General features: G+C 71.0%; 18 protein-coding genes. 16 read left to right on the forward strand and 2 right to left on the reverse strand.

What is annotated here, in order from left to right:
- The first annotated feature begins 80 nt into the window (after positions 1–80).
- The 9 genes from KXC43_RS00245 (at position 81) to KXC43_RS00285 (ending at position 5,068) form a co-directional block, all read left to right on the forward strand.
- Entirely contained in the window at positions 81–581 is a 501-nt protein-coding gene (locus KXC43_RS00245; protein ID WP_221373794.1) for a DUF3558 family protein, read from the forward strand.
- 21 nt (positions 582–602) lie between these two features.
- Positions 603–1,232: a hypothetical protein gene (locus tag KXC43_RS00250; RefSeq protein WP_221373795.1), complete on the forward strand. Its 630-nt coding sequence runs from the start codon at positions 603–605 to the stop codon at positions 1,230–1,232.
- A gap of 347 nt (positions 1,233–1,579) precedes the next feature.
- Positions 1,580–1,915 carry a hypothetical protein gene (locus KXC43_RS00255; protein WP_221373796.1) on the forward strand — a complete coding sequence of 112 codons (336 nt, stop codon included), beginning with the start codon at positions 1,580–1,582 and terminating at the stop codon, positions 1,913–1,915.
- Positions 1,916–1,966: 51 nt separating this feature from the next.
- Entirely contained in the window at positions 1,967–2,470 is a 504-nt protein-coding gene (locus KXC43_RS00260; protein WP_221373797.1) for a pyridoxamine 5'-phosphate oxidase family protein, read from the forward strand.
- 22 nt (positions 2,471–2,492) lie between these two features.
- Positions 2,493–2,816 (forward strand): ArsR/SmtB family transcription factor, encoded by a 324-nt coding sequence (locus tag KXC43_RS00265; protein ID WP_221373798.1) that lies wholly within the window; start codon positions 2,493–2,495, stop codon positions 2,814–2,816.
- Complete coding sequence (locus KXC43_RS00270) at positions 2,813–3,304, forward strand: SRPBCC family protein (RefSeq protein WP_221373799.1); 492 nt, start codon at positions 2,813–2,815, stop codon at positions 3,302–3,304. Before KXC43_RS00265 ends, KXC43_RS00270 begins: the two co-directional genes overlap by 4 nt.
- Positions 3,301–3,912 carry a dihydrofolate reductase family protein gene (locus KXC43_RS00275; protein WP_221373800.1) on the forward strand — a complete coding sequence of 204 codons (612 nt, stop codon included), beginning with the start codon at positions 3,301–3,303 and terminating at the stop codon, positions 3,910–3,912. The genes KXC43_RS00270 and KXC43_RS00275 overlap by 4 nt, the downstream gene beginning before the upstream one ends.
- Positions 3,913–4,057: 145 nt before the next feature.
- Entirely contained in the window at positions 4,058–4,213 is a 156-nt protein-coding gene (locus KXC43_RS00280; RefSeq protein ID WP_221373801.1) for a hypothetical protein, read from the forward strand.
- Positions 4,214–4,222: 9 nt separating this feature from the next.
- On the forward strand, positions 4,223–5,068 hold the full coding sequence (locus tag KXC43_RS00285) for a DUF1028 domain-containing protein (RefSeq protein WP_221373802.1): 846 nt from the start codon (positions 4,223–4,225) through the stop codon (positions 5,066–5,068).
- Positions 5,069–5,152: 84 nt separating this feature from the next.
- On the opposite strand, the gene KXC43_RS00290 is transcribed toward KXC43_RS00285, so the two are convergent.
- Together KXC43_RS00290 and KXC43_RS00295 are read right to left on the reverse strand one after the other, a co-directional pair.
- Positions 5,153–6,634, reverse strand: coding sequence for a polysaccharide biosynthesis protein (locus KXC43_RS00290; RefSeq protein ID WP_308128902.1), 1,482 nt, complete (start codon positions 6,632–6,634; stop codon positions 5,153–5,155).
- Positions 6,635–6,666: 32 nt separating this feature from the next.
- Positions 6,667–7,086 (reverse strand): helix-turn-helix domain-containing protein, encoded by a 420-nt coding sequence (locus KXC43_RS00295; RefSeq protein ID WP_221373803.1) that lies wholly within the window; start codon positions 7,084–7,086, stop codon positions 6,667–6,669.
- A gap of 46 nt (positions 7,087–7,132) precedes the next feature.
- Between KXC43_RS00295 and KXC43_RS00300 the strand changes: the two genes are divergently transcribed.
- From KXC43_RS00300 to KXC43_RS00330, 7 genes are all read left to right on the forward strand, one after another.
- On the forward strand, positions 7,133–9,175 hold the full coding sequence (locus KXC43_RS00300) for an MFS transporter (protein ID WP_221373804.1): 2,043 nt from the start codon (positions 7,133–7,135) through the stop codon (positions 9,173–9,175).
- On the forward strand, positions 9,132–9,806 hold the full coding sequence (locus KXC43_RS00305; RefSeq protein WP_221373805.1) for a hypothetical protein: 675 nt from the start codon (positions 9,132–9,134) through the stop codon (positions 9,804–9,806). Before KXC43_RS00300 ends, KXC43_RS00305 begins: the two co-directional genes overlap by 44 nt.
- Before the next feature lie 230 nt (positions 9,807–10,036).
- A complete protein-coding gene (locus tag KXC43_RS00310) occupies positions 10,037–11,602 on the forward strand; it encodes a long-chain-fatty-acid--CoA ligase (RefSeq protein WP_308128903.1) in 1,566 nt (521 codons plus the stop codon).
- 93 nt (positions 11,603–11,695) lie between these two features.
- A complete protein-coding gene (locus KXC43_RS00315; RefSeq protein WP_221373806.1) occupies positions 11,696–12,997 on the forward strand; it encodes a GlnX family signal transduction membrane protein in 1,302 nt (433 codons plus the stop codon).
- A complete protein-coding gene (locus tag KXC43_RS00320; protein WP_221373807.1) occupies positions 12,997–13,959 on the forward strand; it encodes a glutamate ABC transporter substrate-binding protein in 963 nt (320 codons plus the stop codon). Before KXC43_RS00315 ends, KXC43_RS00320 begins: the two co-directional genes overlap by 1 nt.
- A complete protein-coding gene (locus KXC43_RS00325) occupies positions 13,956–15,134 on the forward strand; it encodes a hypothetical protein (RefSeq protein ID WP_221373808.1) in 1,179 nt (392 codons plus the stop codon). Before KXC43_RS00320 ends, KXC43_RS00325 begins: the two co-directional genes overlap by 4 nt.
- On the forward strand, positions 15,131–17,305 hold the full coding sequence (locus tag KXC43_RS00330) for a serine/threonine-protein kinase (RefSeq protein WP_221373809.1): 2,175 nt from the start codon (positions 15,131–15,133) through the stop codon (positions 17,303–17,305). Before KXC43_RS00325 ends, KXC43_RS00330 begins: the two co-directional genes overlap by 4 nt.
- Positions 17,306–17,308: the final 3 nt, after the last annotated feature.

Below are 17,308 nucleotides of genomic sequence, written 5' to 3' on the forward strand. Positions count from 1 at the left end.
GGCTGAAGTTGGCCCCGCCTCCCTCGACGCCGCCGCCCGGGGCCTGGAACCTGGTCGGACCACACCCCGAGGAGGCATTTGTGAAGCGCAGCCTGGCCGCGACAGCCGCCGCACTGGCCGTCGCCCTGACCGCCGGTTGTGGCTTCCTCGACCAGGCGGCCGGCGGCACGCCCGCCCCCACCACCTCGGCCGCAGCCCGCAGCGGTTTCGGCCCGGTCAAGAGCAACGGCGACATCCCCGACCCCTGTACGCTCCTCGACCGCACCGAGGTGGCCGACCTGACCGGCCGCCCCGTGACCCAGATCGACGAGGACGACGCCGCCCCCGCCGACCCGGCCCGCTTCTGCCAGTGGCAACAGACCGACGGCCAGCTGGCGGTCTTTCTCTCCCGCACCACCCGGGCCGACTTCGACACAGCGGTAGCCGAGGCCGAACCGCTGGGCGACGCCTATTGGCTCGACAGCCACCTCTACCGGCTGGCCGGCACAGTCCAGATCGACGTCTACACCCACGGCGCCGAGGAACCTGAGAACAAGGCGACCGCGGCGAGGGTGGCCGAAACGCTGCTCCCCCGGGTGTAGCGCCATGCCACACTGCCGCATGTGAAGCGTGCGGTGATCGCGGGGGCAACCACCGCAGTTGTCCTGGCAGCAACGCCGGCAGCAGTCCATCTGCGCCGCGAGCAGGAGTGGGCCCACGGCGGCGACGACGTGACGGTCGCCGTCAGCTCCGAGCTGGCCACCCCGGCGACACTCGCCCAGGTGACCGAGCGTTGGGGCGCGCCCCCGGGCGAGGCAACCACCCTGATGACGGCCGAGCAGGTCTTCGTCGTACGGGTGACCTGGTCCGGAGCGACGCCGACCGGCAGCTTCCAGGTGGTCGCCCTCGACGCCCGGGTGGACCCACCCCGGATCCTGGCCGCGGACGGCGGCTGGGCCTCCAACGGCGCAACCGGTTCGAACTGGTCCAGCGCCTACGAGGAGTTGGCGTCCCGCTACCACTGGCTGCGGGGCGTAGCCGCAGCGAACTACACGGACGCCAACGGCATGAACTCCATGCCCACCGCCGCAGTAGGCGCACCCGCCGCGGACTCCGGCTCGGTAACCGCGTGGTTCCGCCCGATCGGCACCGCCCCGGTCCCGTTGAGGGACGCTGCCGGCGAGGTCATCGTGGCCCTGATCAAGGTCGACGACGACGGCGAAGTCCGCTGGGCCAGGCGCGTGGCAGGCTGACGACCCTCCACAAAGAGGGCGGGTCCGACGGCTCCGTCGAGCGCGGGGTCATGTCTGACCGCATGCCGGCGCGGCATGGAGCGTCCGCAATGGTGACTGTCGGCTTCCGGTCAGGAGCAGGGTGTGCATCGATGGGATGGGGCAGTCTTCACGGCGGGAAAGTTGAAAGCAACACCAAACCGGGAAATTGGCCGGTCGGGTGACGGGATGGGACCGATCGCGGTCGATGCGGGTGGATCAGTCCGGTCACTCATCCATAACAGCGGATATGCAGAAGGTGACCGGCGCGATTAGGTGGATCTCGCTCGGGGACATCGAGCTACATAAGAGGCGAAGGGATCAACCCGGTGGTTGACGCAGTGATTTACATGCGGCCGGAGAACTACAGCGCGAGCGCTGCCCGGTGCCTCGACTACTGCTCCGCCCGTCGCTACGACGTGGTCGGATTGATCCCGGGCGACTGGGATGCTGCCATGCGCATGCTGCGGGAGGGCAAGGCGTCCGTGGTCGTGGTGTCGTCAGCCGAGCACCCGGAGCCACAGCCGGGTGTCGAGATCGCGCCCAAGCCGTCCTCGCGCCGCCGCACGGGGGCCCGCTCGGTGGCCAACGCGGCCCGCAGCCGCTGGTCGTCCGGCACGCCGACGACGGCTGAGCCGGCCGCCGCCCGTCACTACCGCTACTGAGAACCCCGCCGCAGCGGGCCGGACGCCGGGCTCGTCATTACCATCCGTGAGATGAGTGAACCTGTCGGCGAACTTGACGCGCGCTTCAGCGATCCGAAAGCCACGGCCCGGCCCTGGTCCGATGTGGACAACGTCCTGACGTACGGGAAAATCTTCTGGCTTTCGACCGTACGCGGTGACGGGCGCCCGCATGTCACGCCGCTCCCGGCCGTCTGGGCGCACGGAGCATTGCACTTCTGCACCGGCGCCGGCGAGCAGAAGGGCAAGAACCTCGACGGCAACCCGAACGTCGCCCTGACCACCGGCACGGCGGAGCAGCACGCGGGGCTCGACGTGGTCGTGGAGGGCGTCGCCGTCCGGGTGACCGACGGGCCGCGCCTCACCGAGCTGGCCGGCCTCTGGAAGGACCGCCACGGCTGGGACTTCACCGTCGGTGACGGCGTCTTCCAGCAGGACAGCGAGCACGACGCTCTGGTCTTCGCGGTGACGCCGGCCAAGATCCTGGCCTTCGGCAAGGGCGAACCTTTCTCCCAGACCCGCTTCCGCTTCTCCTGAGATCGGCGTAACGTACAACCACATGGTTGTAGGTGACAGCGCCGACCGCGTGTTCCACGCGCTGGCGGACGGCACGCGGCGGGACATCCTCGCCCGGGTCATCCACGACGGCCAGTCCGTCTCGGCGCTGGCCCGGCTCTACCCGATGAGCTTCGCCGCGGTGCAGAAGCACGTGGCGGTGCTGGAGCAGGCCGGGCTCGTCACCAAGGAACGCCGCGGCCGGGAGCAGGTCGTGCACGGCGAGGTCGGCGCCCTGCGCCGGGCCGCCGGACTGCTGGCCGACCTGGAGCAGGTCTGGCGGCACCGGGTCCGCGGCATTGAAGACGTTCTGAGGAGAGAGACATGACTGTGCTCGACGTACGCCGCGACGAACAGGCCCTGACCTTCACGCTCGTCGCCGAGTTCGACGCCCCGCCGGCCCGGGTCTGGCAGGTCTGGGAGGACCCGCGTCAGCTCGAGCGCTGGTGGGGCCCGCCGACCTGGCCGGCCACCTTCGACCGGCACGAGTTCCGCCCCGGCGGCCGCTCGGCCTACTACATGACCGGCCCGGACGGCACCAAGGCGCACGGCTACTTCGAGTTCACGCTGGTCGAGGCCCCGCAGCGCCTGGAGTTCAACGACGGGTTCGCCGACGCGGCCGGCGAGCCGGTCACGACGATGGAACCGACCCACGGGACGGTCACCTTCGAGGCACGGGGCGACCGGACCCGTATGACCGTGCTTTCCCAGTTCACCAGCCTCGACCAACTGCAGGAGATGGCGAAGATGGGCATGGAGGAAGGTCTGCGCCTGGCCGTGGGCCAGATCGACGAGGTGCTCGGGGCCCGGTCGTGAGGGAGCTGGTCGTGGTCGGCTCGATCAGCCTCGACGGGGTGATGCAGGCGCCCGGCACGCCGGACGAGGACGGCAGCGGCGGCTTCGAGCACGGCGGATGGCTTCCACCGTTCTTCGACGACGAGCTCGGCGCCTTCATGGGCGAGACGATGGGCAAGCCGTTCGACATGGTGCTCGGGCGCCGTACGTACGACATTCTCGCCGCCTACTGGCCGACCGCCCCCGCCGAGTCCGGCGCCGAGCCGCTGAACGGCGCGACCAAATACGTGGCCTCCCGCTCGGCAGCGCCTGACCTGCCATGGCAGCGATCGGTGCTGCTGCGCGGCGACGCGGCCGAAGCAGTGGCGGAGCTGAAGCGCGACGACGGCCCCGAGTTGCAGGTGCACGGCAGCGGCAATCTGGTCCGGACTCTGTGGCAAGCCGGGCTGATCGACCGCCTCCGCCTCGTCATCGCCCCGATCGTGCTGGGCAACGGCAAACGGCTGTTCGCTGAGGACTCCCCCGCCGGCGCGCTACGCCTCATCGACAGCCGGACGACCGCCAAGGGCGTCACGATGGCGACCTACGAACCGGCCGGCAAGGTGACCACCGGATCCTTCGCCGAGTAGCCGGACGACCGGGAGCGACGTCACGATCACGACCCGAGGGCCAGCCGGCAGGGTCGCCACCAGATCATTCGCCGGGTGCCGGGAGACACGTCTCGATCGCGACCTGAGTACGGGCCGGCACGGTCGCCACCAGATCATTCGCCGGGTGCCGGACGACCGGAAGCGGCGTCACGACCGCGACCTGAGTACGGTCGCCACCGGATCGTTCGGCGGATGGGCCGAAGCGGGACTGCCCGGGGGTGGGGCTGACGCCGGGCTGGTCGAACGGCCGGGTGAGGACGGGGTCCAGTACCGCGGATAGGGTCGCGACATGACGTTTTCGATCGTGGCCCGCTCGGCCGACGGCCGGGCCCTCGGAGTGGCCGTGGCCAGCAAGTTCCTGGGGGTCGGCGCGGCCGTTCCGGCCGCGCTGGCCGATGTCGGCGCGGTCGCGACCCAGTCGTACGCGAACCTGGCCTACCGCCCGCAGGCGCTCGCGCTGCTGGGCACCGGCGTGGCCGCGGCCGAGACGGTCAAGGCGCTCATCGCGGGCGATGCCGGGCCGATCGAGCACCGCCAGGTCGGCGTGGTCGGCCCGGAAGGACCGGGCGCCACGTTCACCGGCAAGGAGTGCCACGACTGGGCCGGCGGCGCCGCCGGCGCCGACTACGCGATCCAGGGCAACATGCTGGCCGGACCGGCGGTGGTCGGCGACATGGAGGCGGCCTGGCTGAGCGGGGACGCCGCCCAGCCGCTGCCCTACCGCCTGCTCGAGGCGCTCACCGCAGGCGATCTGGCCGGCGGCGACCGGCGCGGCCGGCAGAGCGCGGCGCTGCTGGTCGTGTCGAAGGGCCGCGGCTACGGCGGCACCAGCGACGTGTGGGCCGACCTGCGCGTCGACGACCACACCGGCCCGGTGGCCGAGCTGGCCCGGCTGCTCGCCATGCACAGCCTCTACTTCGAGTTCCCCGACCCGGCGACACTGCTGCCGCTGACCGGAGCCCTCGCCGACGAGGTGGCGGAACGGCTGGTCGAGGCCGGCCACGTCGGACCCGACCTCGACGACTCGCTGGCCTCGTGGGCCGGCATCGAAAACCTCGAGATGCGCATCGTACCCGGCCACATCGACCCCCTGGTGCTGAAGCACCTCAGGTCCGGCGGCGCCCTCCACGAGTAGCCACACACCGCACCGCCACGCGGACGGCGGCGCAGGCCCGGCTCAAGCGCCGCAGCCCACACGGCCCGGGTCAGGCGGCTCGGGTCAGGCAGCTCGGTTTTCGAGTGACGGCGTGGTGCACAAGTCGGCGAGCGTCCGGGTGTCCGACAGAGTGGCGGCCTCGCTTACGTGGGAAGGCGTCAGGGGCGGCACGGTTACGTGGGCTATCAGTGGGTGGTGTGGCCGGCGGTCTGTCTCGCCGGGGGCGAAGAGCGTCTCGCCGAGCTTTTCGCCTGGACGCAGGCCGGTGTAGACGATGTCGATCGGCTCCTTGGCCAGCTCGATCATGTCGCGGGCGACGTCGTCGATGCGCACCGGCTCGCCCAGCTGCAGGACCAGCGCCTCGCCGCTTCTGCCCACCGCCGCTGCCTGCAGGACCAGGGTGACCGCCTCCTCGGTCGTCATCAGGTAGCGAGTGGCCTCCGGATGGGTGACCGTGATGGGGCCGCCGTCGGCGATCTGCGCGCCGAACGTGGCCAGCACCGACCCGTGACGGCCGAGCACGTTGCCGAAGCGGACGCTGACGAAAGTGCCGGTCCTCTCGTCGGTGAAGCCCGCCGTCAGTCGTTCGGCGATGCGTCTCGTGTAGCCGAGCACGCTCACCGGGTCGGCCGCCTTGGCGGTGGACACGTTCACGAACAGCTCCACGTCCTCGGCGGCCTCGAGGACGGCCAAAGTTCCTAGTACGTTCGTCTTCACGGCCTCGCCGGGGTGGCGTTCCAGCAGCGGCTGGTGTTGCAGGGCGGCCGCGTGGAACACAACTTCGGGTTCCCGCGCACGGAAGACCTCGCGCACCCGGCCGGCATCACGCACATCAGCCAGCACCACGGACGGGTCGTGCACCTCGGCCCGCGGATCGACGCTGAGCTGCACCGCCTGGAGCGCCTTCTCGTCGTGGTCCAACATGATCAGCTCAGCCGGCCCGAACCGGTGGATCTGCCGGCACAGCTCGGAGCCGATCTCTCCGCCCGCGCCGGTGACCAGCACCCGCTTCCCGCTCACGCGCCCTGCGATGGCCGTGGCGTCGGTGGCGATGCGGTGCCGCCCGACCAGGTCGGTGATCCGCACGTCGCGGATGTCCGGCGCGCCGAGGTCGTGGTCGAGCAGTTCGCTGGTCTCGGGCACGACCAGGAACCGGGCTCCCGCGGCGAGGGCGAGGGCCCGGATCTCGCGGACGAGCGACCCCTCGGCGTTGCCGATCGTGAAGATGACAGCGGTGGCGCGGGTGCGCTCGACGGCGGTCGCCAGGTCGGCCCGGCTGCCGATGACGGCGATGCCGGCCAGCCGCTCCCCCCGTCGCGCGGGATCGTCGTCGAGCACCCCGACCGGCTCGTACCGGCTCCGCGGGTCAAAGATCATGCTGTGCAGCAGCGTGCTCGCCGCGCTGCCGGCCCCGAAGAGAATCGCGCGCGTTCGGGGCTCGCGCCGGGAAGCCGGCCCAGCGTGCTCCCGCCGCCATCGGTCATACCGCACGGTCAGCGTGTAGAGCAGGTTTTCGCTCCGGGTATCCCTCTGCCGTCGCACCACAGCACCCCCCTTTTGGGGTAATTGTGCCCTGTTCAGGCCTCGCGGGTGACGAGGACCATCACGTCGAGCATCCGATGCCAGTCGAGCTCCTGCAACGGCCGCGTAGCCACCGCCCCCATGGCCGCCATGGCCTCGAGCAGGCGGGACCGGGCGGCGTCGCCGGGGAGCCGGGCAGCCTCGGCCCGGAAGCGGGCGCCGCGCGAGAACTGCACCAGCGAATCGGGCAGGCTGGTCGAGGCTGGTGCGGCGGCACCGTCGAGGCGCACCTCGAGCGAAACTCCGAGCGCGGCGGCGAGGCTGCTGATGGCGGCCAGTGTCGGATTGCCCCGGCCGTTCTCCAGGTTGGCGATGTACGGCACCGACAGACCGGCGTCGGCCGCGACCGAAGCGATCGTCCGGCCGGCCGCTATCCGGTGGCTTCGCAGGACCGCCCCCAGTTCAACTATCTCCACAGAACACATCTTGCCATCAATTCTCTTGTCAGGATAGCTTGCGGTCATGTGGGCATTGCTGTCCGAGCATCGCGTGTTCCGCCGGCTGTGGGCGGCCGCGACGGTCGACGCGCTGGGCACCTGGCTGCTCGTCATGGCGGTTCCGGTGCAGATCTACGCGGTGACCGGGTCGGAGACGTCCACCGCGGTCGCGCTGGCCGTGCAGGCCGTGCCCGCGCTGGTGATCGGCCCCTGGGCGGGTGCGCTCGTCGACCGGTGGTCGCGGCGCTCAGTCTTCATCGCGGCGAACGTGCTCGCCGCGGCGGGCGTAGGCCTGATCGCAACCGGACCGGTCGAGCTGATCTACGCGGGCCTGGTCGCCGAAAGCGCCGCGGCCTGCTTCCTGCGGCCCGCCCTCCAAGCCACTGTTCCCCAAGTTGTCCCCGGCCGCGAGGCCCGCGCAGCGGCGAACGCCCTGCTCGCTGTCTCGCACAGCGTCCTCCGCATCGGCGCGCCACTGGCCGGCACAGCGCTGACGGCAGCCGGCTGGTTCACCGTTGTCGTCGCCATCGACGCGGCGAGCTACCTCATCGCCGCGCTGATGCTGACGAGCCTGTCGTGCAACGTCACCGAGCGGGCCGGCCAAACGCACACCGCAACTGAGCGAAGGCACACAGCGCGTACAGCCACTCCACCGGCCCGCCAGCGCCGACACCGTCTCCCACAGCAACAAACGTGCAAAACGACCGACCTAGACCCACGAACGCAGCGCGCGAACGCTCAACAACGCGCGACGCGCACAGTCACTGCTCGAGAGCGAACGACCCACGTCGTGCGCGAAGATCCACCGCCAACGCACAACACCACCAATCGAGATCCAGAAGCGCAGCACACGACCGACCAACCGCGCCCGATGCGCCGCACACCCACTGCTCGCGGGCGAACGACGCAGGATGCGCTCGAACAAGAGCAACCAACGCACAACACGGCTGACCGGGACCCACAAACGCGCAATGCGACCGACCGACAGCGACCGACGCGCTCACTCACTGCTCGAGCACAAACGACACACCACGCGAGCGAGAACGAGACGCCAACGCACAACACGACCGGCCGAGCCATGCAAACGCGCGACGCGACCGACCAACCGCCGCCGGCGCGCAACCAGACTGATCGAAAGCCGCCCACGCACCATCCGGCCGAAAGCGAACCGCCGACACACAACACGACCAACCGAAACGCGCAAACGGGCGATGCGACCGACCAACCACCGCCGGCGCGCAACCAGACTGATCGAAAGCCGCCCACGCACCATCCGGCCGAAAGCAAGCCGCCGACACACAACACGACCAACCGAGACGCGCAAACGGACGATGCGACCGACCGACAACGGCCGACGCGCGAACGGACTGACCGAAACGCACCACCGCACCACGCGGACGGAGGCGAGCCACCAAACCGCGCGAGCGGTGGGTCGCGGGCGGCCGTGGGGGTGTGGGACGGCTGGCTGATCGTGATGAACAGCAGGTTGCTGGGCGGCATGTTGGCCGGGTCGTTCATTTTCTGGGCGGCCAACGCGGCGCTCACCGCGATGCTCGTCCCGTTCGTGGCGCACCGGCTGCACGGCGACGGCGTCGTCGTCGGTCAGCTGGCGATGGGACTGGGCGCCGGCTATCTGGGCGGCTCGTTCCTGAGCCGGACGCTGCTGGTTCGGTGGGCGGCGCGGACCCTTCTCGCGGGCTCCTACGGGGCGGTCGGCGTGTGCTTTCTGGTGCTGTTCGGAAGCGCGAGCACTCCGGTCGCGGTCATCGCGATCACGGCGGCCGGTGTCCCCGGCGCCGTCGCCGCTGTGGCTACCAGCCACCATTTGCAGAGCGCCACGCCTGACCACGCCCGCGGGCGGGTCGCGGCCACCTTTCAGACGAGCGATGCGGCCGCTGCTGTCGTCGGGGCGCTGGCGGGCGCGGCCCTGGCCGGCGCCGCTGGGGCGCCTCTGCTGCTGAGCGCGTTGGTGCTGGTTGCCTCGGTGTTGACGGCTGTTCTGTTGCGGCCCGTAGGCTCGGCCGGTGGCCGAGCGCAAGATCGACGTACTCGTGGTGCGGTGGTATGAGCGCCTGCCGGCGGCGGGCATCGTGGGGCGGTGGTTCGACGCGGCCGCCGGGTTGCTGCCGGAGGCTGTGCCGGTGCGGTTCGGCGAGAGTGAGCCGCTGCGGGAGCGAGGCGGGCGCGCGGAGGTCGAGGCGGCCTGGGCCGGGGCGACTTCGTTGCTGTTCCTGGCCGGGAAGGCGCCGGTTCATCACATCTCGTTCGGTGCCGGCGGCGGGCCGCGGCTCGGGACGGTCGTGGCGCATTCGATGCAGGCCGAGCTCGATCCGGGCGACGAGCGGGTGCGGAAGTTCGCGCTGGCGGTGGCCGGCGCCGACACCTTCTACGTGTCCGTGTCGACGGCCGGCGGGTTGACGCTTGATCGGAAGACGCTCTGGGGTCCGGCCGAACGACCGGAGGAGCCGTATCTGGCGCCGCTCGGCCAGTGGCTCGGACTTCCCCCGGATCCTCCGGTTTGGTGCTGGTTCGGACCTTCGTACGCGAAAAAGACCGGTACCGAAGTGTATGCAGGAGATCCGTGGGTGCCGGAGCGGCTTCAGGCCCGGCTCGGCGAGGCGGACGCGGCGCGGCGGACTGCGGCGTGGATGCCGCGCCAGCTGCGGACATCACCGTGGCGATTGCTCCTCGGGCGATGAGAACCGTGGCGACTGCACCTCGGGCGATAGGAACCGTGGCGACTGCACCTCGGGCGATGAGAACCGAGGCGGTTGCTCCTCGCGCCATGAACCGTCGCGGCTGCACCTCGGGCGATGAGCACCGTGGCGGCTGCTTTCCGGCGATGACGGCGCGATGAAACAAGACCGAAACGGAGGGTTTCTCAGGTTGGCGAGTAATGGTGGGATGAGACGGCAGTCACATCAGCACCGTGAAGGGGACCGACCGCATGCTCAACCTCTCGATTCTGCTCGAGGACAGCGCCCGCAACCATCCGGAGCGGGCGGCGGTCGTCCTCGGTGACCGGCGCCTGACCTACGCCCAGATCGACGCGGCCGCCAATCAGGTGGCCAATCTGCTGGTCGAGCGGGGCATCCGGCCCGGTGACAAGGTCGCGCTCTCCTGCCCCAACCTGCCGTACTTCCCGATCGTCTACTACGGCATCCTCAAGGCCGGCGCGGTCGTCGTGCCGCTGAACGTGCTGCTCAAGGGACGCGAGATCGCCTACCACCTGCGAGACTCGCAGGCGTCGGCCTACCTCTGCTTCCAGGGCACGCCGGAGCTGCCGATGGGCGACGAGGGTTTCGCCGGCTTCAACCAGGTCGACGAGTGCGAGACGTTCCTGTTGATCACGGCCGATCCGGCGGCGCCGTCGCCGATCGAGGGGGCCGAGACGCTCGGTTCGGGGCTGGCCGGCCAGTCGCCCGTCTTCGAGGCGGTGCTGCTGCCCGAGACCGACCCGGCGGTCATCCTCTACACCAGCGGCACGACCGGGCAGGCCAAGGGCGCCGAACTGTCGCACTCGAACCTGCTGCTGAACGCCCTCACCTGCAACCGGCTGTTCGGCAGCCCGCCCGCCAGCGACACCCACCTGCTGGTGCTGCCGTTGTTCCACTCGTTCGGCTCCACGGTGAACATGAACGCGGGCTTCGCCACTGCCGCCACCCTGGTGCTGCTCCCCCGCTTCGACGCGGCGGCCGCGGTCAAGCTGCTCGAGACCGAGAACGTCACCTTCTTCGCCGGCGTCCCGACCATGTACTGGGGGCTGCTCAACGCGCTCACCGAGGGCGTCGACGTCGAGCGCATCGCCGCCAACATGCGGGTCGCCGTGTCCGGCGGCTCCAGCCTGCCCGTCGAGATCATCAAAGAGGTCCGGGAGCGCCTCGGGGTGACCATTCTCGAGGGGTACGGCCTGTCGGAGACGTCGCCCGTGGCCACGTTCAGCAAGCCGGGCGCCGAGCCGCGGCCGGGCTCGATCGGCGTGCCCATCTGGGGTGTCGAGGTGAAGCTGATCGACCCGGAGTGGAACACGGTCGAGAGCGCCGACGAGATCGGCGAGATCGCGATCCGCGGGCACAACATCATGCGCGGCTACTACAACCGGCCCGAAGCCACGGCCGAGGTCATGCGGGACGGCTGGTTCCGCAGCGGCGACCTGGGCCGGCGCGACAAGGACGGTTACTACTACATCGTCGACCGGGCCAAAGACATGATCATCCGCGGCGGCTTCAACGTGTACCCGCGCGAGATCGAAGAGGTTCTGATCACCCACGAGGCGGTCTCGCTGGCGGCCGTGATCGGCGTTCCCCACCCCAGCCTCGGGGAGGAGGTCAAGGCGTTCGTGATCCTCAAGCCGGGCGCCACCGTGACCGGCGACGAGCTGGTCGAGTGGGGCAAGGAGCAGATGGCCGCCTACAAGTACCCGCGCGTCGTGAGCATTGTCGAGTCACTGCCGATGACCGCCACGGGCAAGCTGCTGAAGCGCGAACTGAGCTGATCATCTTTAATAGGCGCCCGGCGGCTTTCCACGCGCCGGGCGCTTGCGTTGATGGCGCACAGTTGAGGGCCCAGAACAGCGGGGGAGGAAAGCTTGAGCACAGCGCTGGCTACCCGGCCCGGCGTGCTTCGGCGCGTCGGCGGACTCAGACACCATTCGCCGGGGCGCTTGCAGCTGCTGATCGCCTTGCTGGTCGGCCTCGGGCTGATCAGCGGCCTGCTGGCCGGTGTCGCGGGCTCCTCGGCCCGCGCCGGCACGAACGACCTCGGTGACCGGGCCCAGCCGTTGCTGATCGAGGCCGAGACGATCTATTCGGCCCTGGCCGACGCCGACACCACCGCTGCCCAGGCTTTCCTGGCCGGCGGGCTCGAGCCGGCCGCGCTGACCCGCCGCTATGACGACGACCTGGCCCGGGCGACCACCGCGCTCACCTCCGCGGCACGGCGCACTCCCGAGGACGGCCGCGCGGCCACCGCCGTACGCACGTTGTCGGCGGGTGTCTCCGAGTACTCGGCTCTGGTGGCCACGGCCCGCGCCAACAACCGCCAGGGACTGCCGATCGGCTCGTCCTACCTGTCCGAGGCGTCCCGTCTCAACCGCGACACGTTGCAGCCGCAGGCCCGCGAGCTGTTCGAGGGCGCCCAGCAGGAGGTCGAGGACGGCTACGGCAAAGCCGGCGCGCTGGGCTGGATGACGCTGCTGGTGCTGTCGCTGGCGGGCCTGGTCATCGCGCTGGCCCTCACCCAGCGCTATCTGAGCCGCCGTACGCGACGCACCTTCAACCTGCCGTTGCTGGGCGCCACCGCCGTGACGCTCGTGCTCACGATCGGCACCCTCACGATCCTCATCAGCCAGCAGACCCGGCTCGACCGCGCGGCCAACCAAGGCTCGGGCCCGGTGGCCTCGATCGCCGAGAGCCGTCTGCTCGCACTGCAGGCGCGGGGCGACGAGGCGCTCACCCTGGCCGCGCGGGCCGGCTCCGGCCCGTACGAGCAGGACTTCGACGCTGTCGCCGAGCAACTCCGCCGGCCCGGGGGGCCGATGGTCAACGGGTACGGCCGGCTCGACCCGGCCCTGGGCCGCACCATGACCCGGGCCGCGGAGGGGTTCGAGCGTTACGTCACCGCCCACAGCGACGTCCGCGCGCTGGACGACAGCGGCGACTACGAGGGCGCGGTCAAACTGGCAGTCGGCGCCGAGACGACCAAGACGTTCGAAGAGGTCCGCACCGAGCTCGACCGGGCCCTCGAGAACCGCAAGGAGTTCTTCACCCAGGAGATCAGCGCCGCCGGCGACGGCCTGGGCCTGCTCACCGTGGGCGGCCCGCTGCTGGCCCTGGCCGCCTGCGTCCTCGCCTTCATCGGGCTCCGCACGCGACTGGAGGAGTACCGCTGATGCGCGTCCGTGCCGCACTGGTCGTCACCGTGCTCGCCGCCACCACCGCCCTGGCCGGCTGCTCCGGCGACACCTCTCCCCTGCCCGTGACGCCCGATCGCCCGCGGGCCATCGCCACCACCCCCGCCCCCGGCGGGGACAAGCCGGCCCCGCCGGCCTGCAACCCGCGCGCGAGCCTGCGCCCCGCCGGATCGCTGCCGCCGCCCGGCGAGATGCCCGCGGGCAGTTACATGGCCACGATTCTTCAGCGCGGCCGCCTGGTGCTGGGCACCAGCCAGGACACGCTGCTGTTCAGCTCGCGCAATCCGTTCTCGGGCGAGATCGAGGGCTTCGACGTGGACATGGGCCGGCAGATCGCCGAGGCCATCTTCGGCGACCCCGACAAGATCCAGATCAAGGTCATCGGGTACGACAAACGCGTCAGCTCCGCCGCCGACGGCAGTGTGGACATCGTGGCGGACACCATGACGGCGAACTGCGAGCGCTGGGCGGACGTCAACTTCTCCAGCGTCTATTACGAAGCCGGGCAGAAGGTGCTCGTCGCCAAGGCCTCCAAGGCGAAGAGCATCAACGACCTCGGCGGCAAGAGGATCTGCTCGGCCGCTGGTTCCACGTCGTTCGAGAACATCGGCAAGGTCAAGGCCAAGCCGGTGGCCGTGGCCAAGCCGGCGTTCGGCGACTGCCTGGTGGCGTTCCAGCGCAACGAGGTCGAGGGCATCTCGACCGACGACACCATCCTGGCCGGGATGGCCGCGCAGGATCCGTACGCCAAGGTCATCGGTCCGCGTTTCACCGAGGAGCCGTACGCGATCGCGATGGACAAGAAGCACCCCGAGTTCGCGCGCTTCGTCAACGCCGTGCTCGAGCGCAACCGCGCGAACGGCACCTGGAAGAGGACGTACGACAAGTGGCTCGGCGACTTCGGTCCGGCGCCCACGCCACCGAAGGCCCAGTACCGATGACCCGGCAGGCCGAGGCCGAACTGCTGCGCCTGGAGACCGCGATGTCGGCGATCTCGGCCAACCTGGTCGAGCTCGACGACAATCCGGCCCGCAAGGAGCTCGACCGCTCGGCGCTGACCGGTCGTACCGCGACCCTGTGGGCCGACGCGACCGAGGCGCTCGACGAGTTGTGGGAGGGCTACCGGCTGCTCACCGAGGTGATCGCGCGCGCCGCGACGATGCGGGACAAGCGCCGGCCCAGCGACAGCGACCGCACGAAGTTCGCGCACGAGGTGCTCGGCTCGTCGGTCACCCTGTCGACCAAGGTTGTGCCGCTGGCCCAGCGCGGGCTGCTCGGCCCGGGCCAGGTGCGCACGACGTGCACGCCGGGGCAGCTGCTGTCGGCGATGGAGGCCGCGTTCGCCACCGCGGTCGGCGTCGCGACCCGGGCCGGCGAGGCGTGGGACAGACTGCTGCCGGCCGCGGCCGAGGCGGCGAGCTCCCTCGAGACCGTACGGCGGTTGACGCGCGAGTCGGGCGGCAGCACCGTCGCGGTCGACGAGGCCGACCGAAGGCTCGGCCGGTTCACGGCGGTGCTCGCCACCGATCCCCTGGGCGTCGAGGAGCGCGACCTGGCCGCCGTACGCACCCTGATCCAGCGGGCCGACGCCGAGCGCACCTCGGCCGGCGAGCTGCGCGAGGCGCTGACCCAGCGGCTGGCCGACGCCCACAAGCTGGCGGCCGAGCTCGACGCAGCCACCGAGGAGGCGAACGCCGCCGCCGAGAAGGCCGCCGACCGCTTCCCGTCCCACGAGATAACGCCCGTTCCGCTCGGCTCCCTGCGTCCCGACCTGGTCGCGGTCGACGCGCTGGCCGCGGCCGGACACTGGCCGCTGATCAGCTCCCGGCTGGCCGAGTGGACCCGGCGGGCCCGCGAACGGCTGGCCCTCCTGCGCGGGGGCGCCGCCCGCAACGCCGGCCTGCTCGCCACCCGCAACGAGCTGCGCGGGCGCCTCGACGCCTACCAGGCCAAGGCCTTGCGGCACGGGCTGGCCGAACACACCGACCTGAGCCCGCTGGCGACGGCCGCCCGTGAGGCGCTCTACGTCGCGCCGTGCGAGCTGACCGCGGCCCGCCGGGCCGTCAACGCCTATCAGGACGCGCTCACCGCCACGATCGCAAGGAACAGCCGATGAAGTGCGAACGCAACTGCCCGGGAACCATCGAGGACGGGTACTGCGACACCTGCGGGCTGGCGCCGCGCCTGGCCAAGGTGCCGGCACCGCGGGAGGCGACGGGTCCCTCGGTCCGGACGTCCGCGGTCTCCACCCGTACGTCGGGATCGGCCCGCACAGGCAGCACCCGCACCGGATCGCGGCGCCGGTTCGGCGGCGGCCTGGTCGACATCGCGCCGATCACCCAGGCCGACCCGGCGACGGCCGTCATGGCCACGGCCGAGGTGCCCGAGTCCAAGCGGTACTGCGCCAAGTGCGGCAACGCGGTCGGCCGCACCCGCGGTGACCGGCCCGGGCGCACGTCGGGATTCTGCCCCAGCTGCGGCGACCCGTTCAACTTCACGCCCAAGCTCGTCAAGGGCGACCTCATCGGCGGCCAGTACGAGGTGGTCGGCGCGCTCGCGCACGGCGGCCTGGGCTGGATCCATCTGGCCGTCGACAAGAACGTCTCGGACCGCTGGGTGGTGCTCAAGGGCCTGCTCAACTCGGGCGACGAGGACGCGCTGGCGGCGGCGGTGGCCGAGCGGCGCTTCCTGGCCGAGGTCGAGCACCCCAACATCGTCAAGATCTACAACTTCGTCGAGCACGACGGCGCCGGCTACATCGTCATGGAGTACGTCGGCGGCGAGTCGCTCAAGGGCATCCTCAAGGAGCGCCGCACCGCCAACGGCGGCCGGCACGACCCACTGCCGGTCGACCAGGCCCTGGCGTACGTGCTCGAGATCATGCCCGCGTTCGGCTACCTGCACGACCGGGGTCTGATCTACTGCGACTTCAAGCCGGACAACGTGATCCAGGCCGGCGACCAGATGAAGCTGATCGACCTCGGCGGCGTGGTGCACATCGACGACCACGACGCCGCCCTCTACGGCACGGTGGGTTTCCAGGCGCCCGAGATGGCAACGCTCGGCCCGTCGATCGCCTCGGATCTCTACACCATCGGCCGTACGCTGGCCGTGCTCACCACCGACTTCCGGGGCTACCAGACGACGTTCGCCGACGCCCTGCCCGACCCCGGCGAGTTCGAGGTCTACCAGCGGTTCGAGTCGTTCTACCGGCTGCTGCGGCGGGCCACGGCGACCAACCCGGGCGAGCGGTTCGTCGACAGCGCCGAGATGGCCGAGCAGATGATGGGCGTGCTGCGCCAGGTGCTGGCGGCCGACGGCACGCCTCAGCCCGCGGCGTCCCGGCTGTTCACCGGGGAGCTTCGCACCGACCTGCGCTCCGAGACCCCGCGCTGGCAGGATCTGCCGACTCCGCTGGTCGACCTGACCGACCCGGCGGCGGCGTTCCTGGCCTCGGTCACGGTGACCGACCCGGCCGAGGTGCTCACCCTGCTGCGCTCGGCGCCGGCCGAGACGCTCGAGGTGGCGCTGCGCGGGCTGCGGGCGCTGATCGACCTCGGCGTGCGGAACGGGTCGTTCGCGGGCGCGCGGCAGGAGTGCGACCGGATGACGGTCACCTACGGCGGCGATTGGCGGGTGGCCTGGTACGACGGGTTGCTGTCCCTCGCCGAGGGATCGTTCTCCGCGGCGCGGCAGCGGTTCGACGCCGTCTACTCGGCGCTGCCCGGCGAACTGGCGCCGCAGCTGGCGCTGGGGCTCACGCTCGAGCTGGCCGGGGACCCGGCGGCCGCCGGCTACTACGACGTGGTGAGCCGCACCGATCCGTCGTACACGGTCGCGGCGGGCGGCCTGGCCCGGTGCCGCCTGGGCGCCGGCGACCGCAGCGGGGCCGTCGAGGCGTACAACCGGGTGCCCGGCACGTCGTCGGCCTACCGCAGCTCGCAGGTGGGGGCGGTGCGGGCGCTGGTGCGGGCGCACCCCTCGGCGGCGCCCGACGTCGACGCCCTGGCCACGGCGGCCGCGCTCATCGAGCGGCTCGAGGTGGAGGCGGCACAATTGGCCGCTCTGCGCGCGGAGCTGCTCGAACAGGCGCTGCGAAACGTGGCCGGCAAGGCTACGCTGCCCGCTGCGGTGCTGGGGCCCGACCGCAACGGCAACGTCCGGGAACGCGACATCAGGTTCGCGCTCGAGGACGCGTACCGCGAGATGGCCCGCGCGGCGCACGGCGACGAGAAGATCCGCCTGGTAGACCTGGCGAACGCTTCCCGCCCCCGGACGCGTACATGATCG

Origin of the sequence: Paractinoplanes polyasparticus, assembly GCF_019710575.1 — a bacterium.
GTDB lineage: Bacteria > Actinomycetota > Actinomycetes > Mycobacteriales > Micromonosporaceae > Actinoplanes > Actinoplanes polyasparticus.

Coding starts and splice junctions, on each gene's coding strand:
- KXC43_RS00260 (WP_221373797.1), top strand. CDS start 1,967: ATGAGTGAACCTGTCGGCGAACTTGACGCGCGCTTCAGCGATCCGAAA.
- KXC43_RS00265 (WP_221373798.1), top strand. CDS start 2,493: ATGGTTGTAGGTGACAGCGCCGACCGCGTGTTCCACGCGCTGGCGGAC.
- KXC43_RS00270 (WP_221373799.1), top strand. CDS start 2,813: ATGACTGTGCTCGACGTACGCCGCGACGAACAGGCCCTGACCTTCACG.
- KXC43_RS00285 (WP_221373802.1), top strand. CDS start 4,223: ATGACGTTTTCGATCGTGGCCCGCTCGGCCGACGGCCGGGCCCTCGGA.
- KXC43_RS00300 (WP_221373804.1), top strand. CDS start 7,133: ATGTGGGCATTGCTGTCCGAGCATCGCGTGTTCCGCCGGCTGTGGGCG.
- KXC43_RS00320 (WP_221373807.1), top strand. CDS start 12,997: ATGCGCGTCCGTGCCGCACTGGTCGTCACCGTGCTCGCCGCCACCACC.
- KXC43_RS00325 (WP_221373808.1), top strand. CDS start 13,956: ATGACCCGGCAGGCCGAGGCCGAACTGCTGCGCCTGGAGACCGCGATG.
- KXC43_RS00330 (WP_221373809.1), top strand. CDS start 15,131: ATGAAGTGCGAACGCAACTGCCCGGGAACCATCGAGGACGGGTACTGC.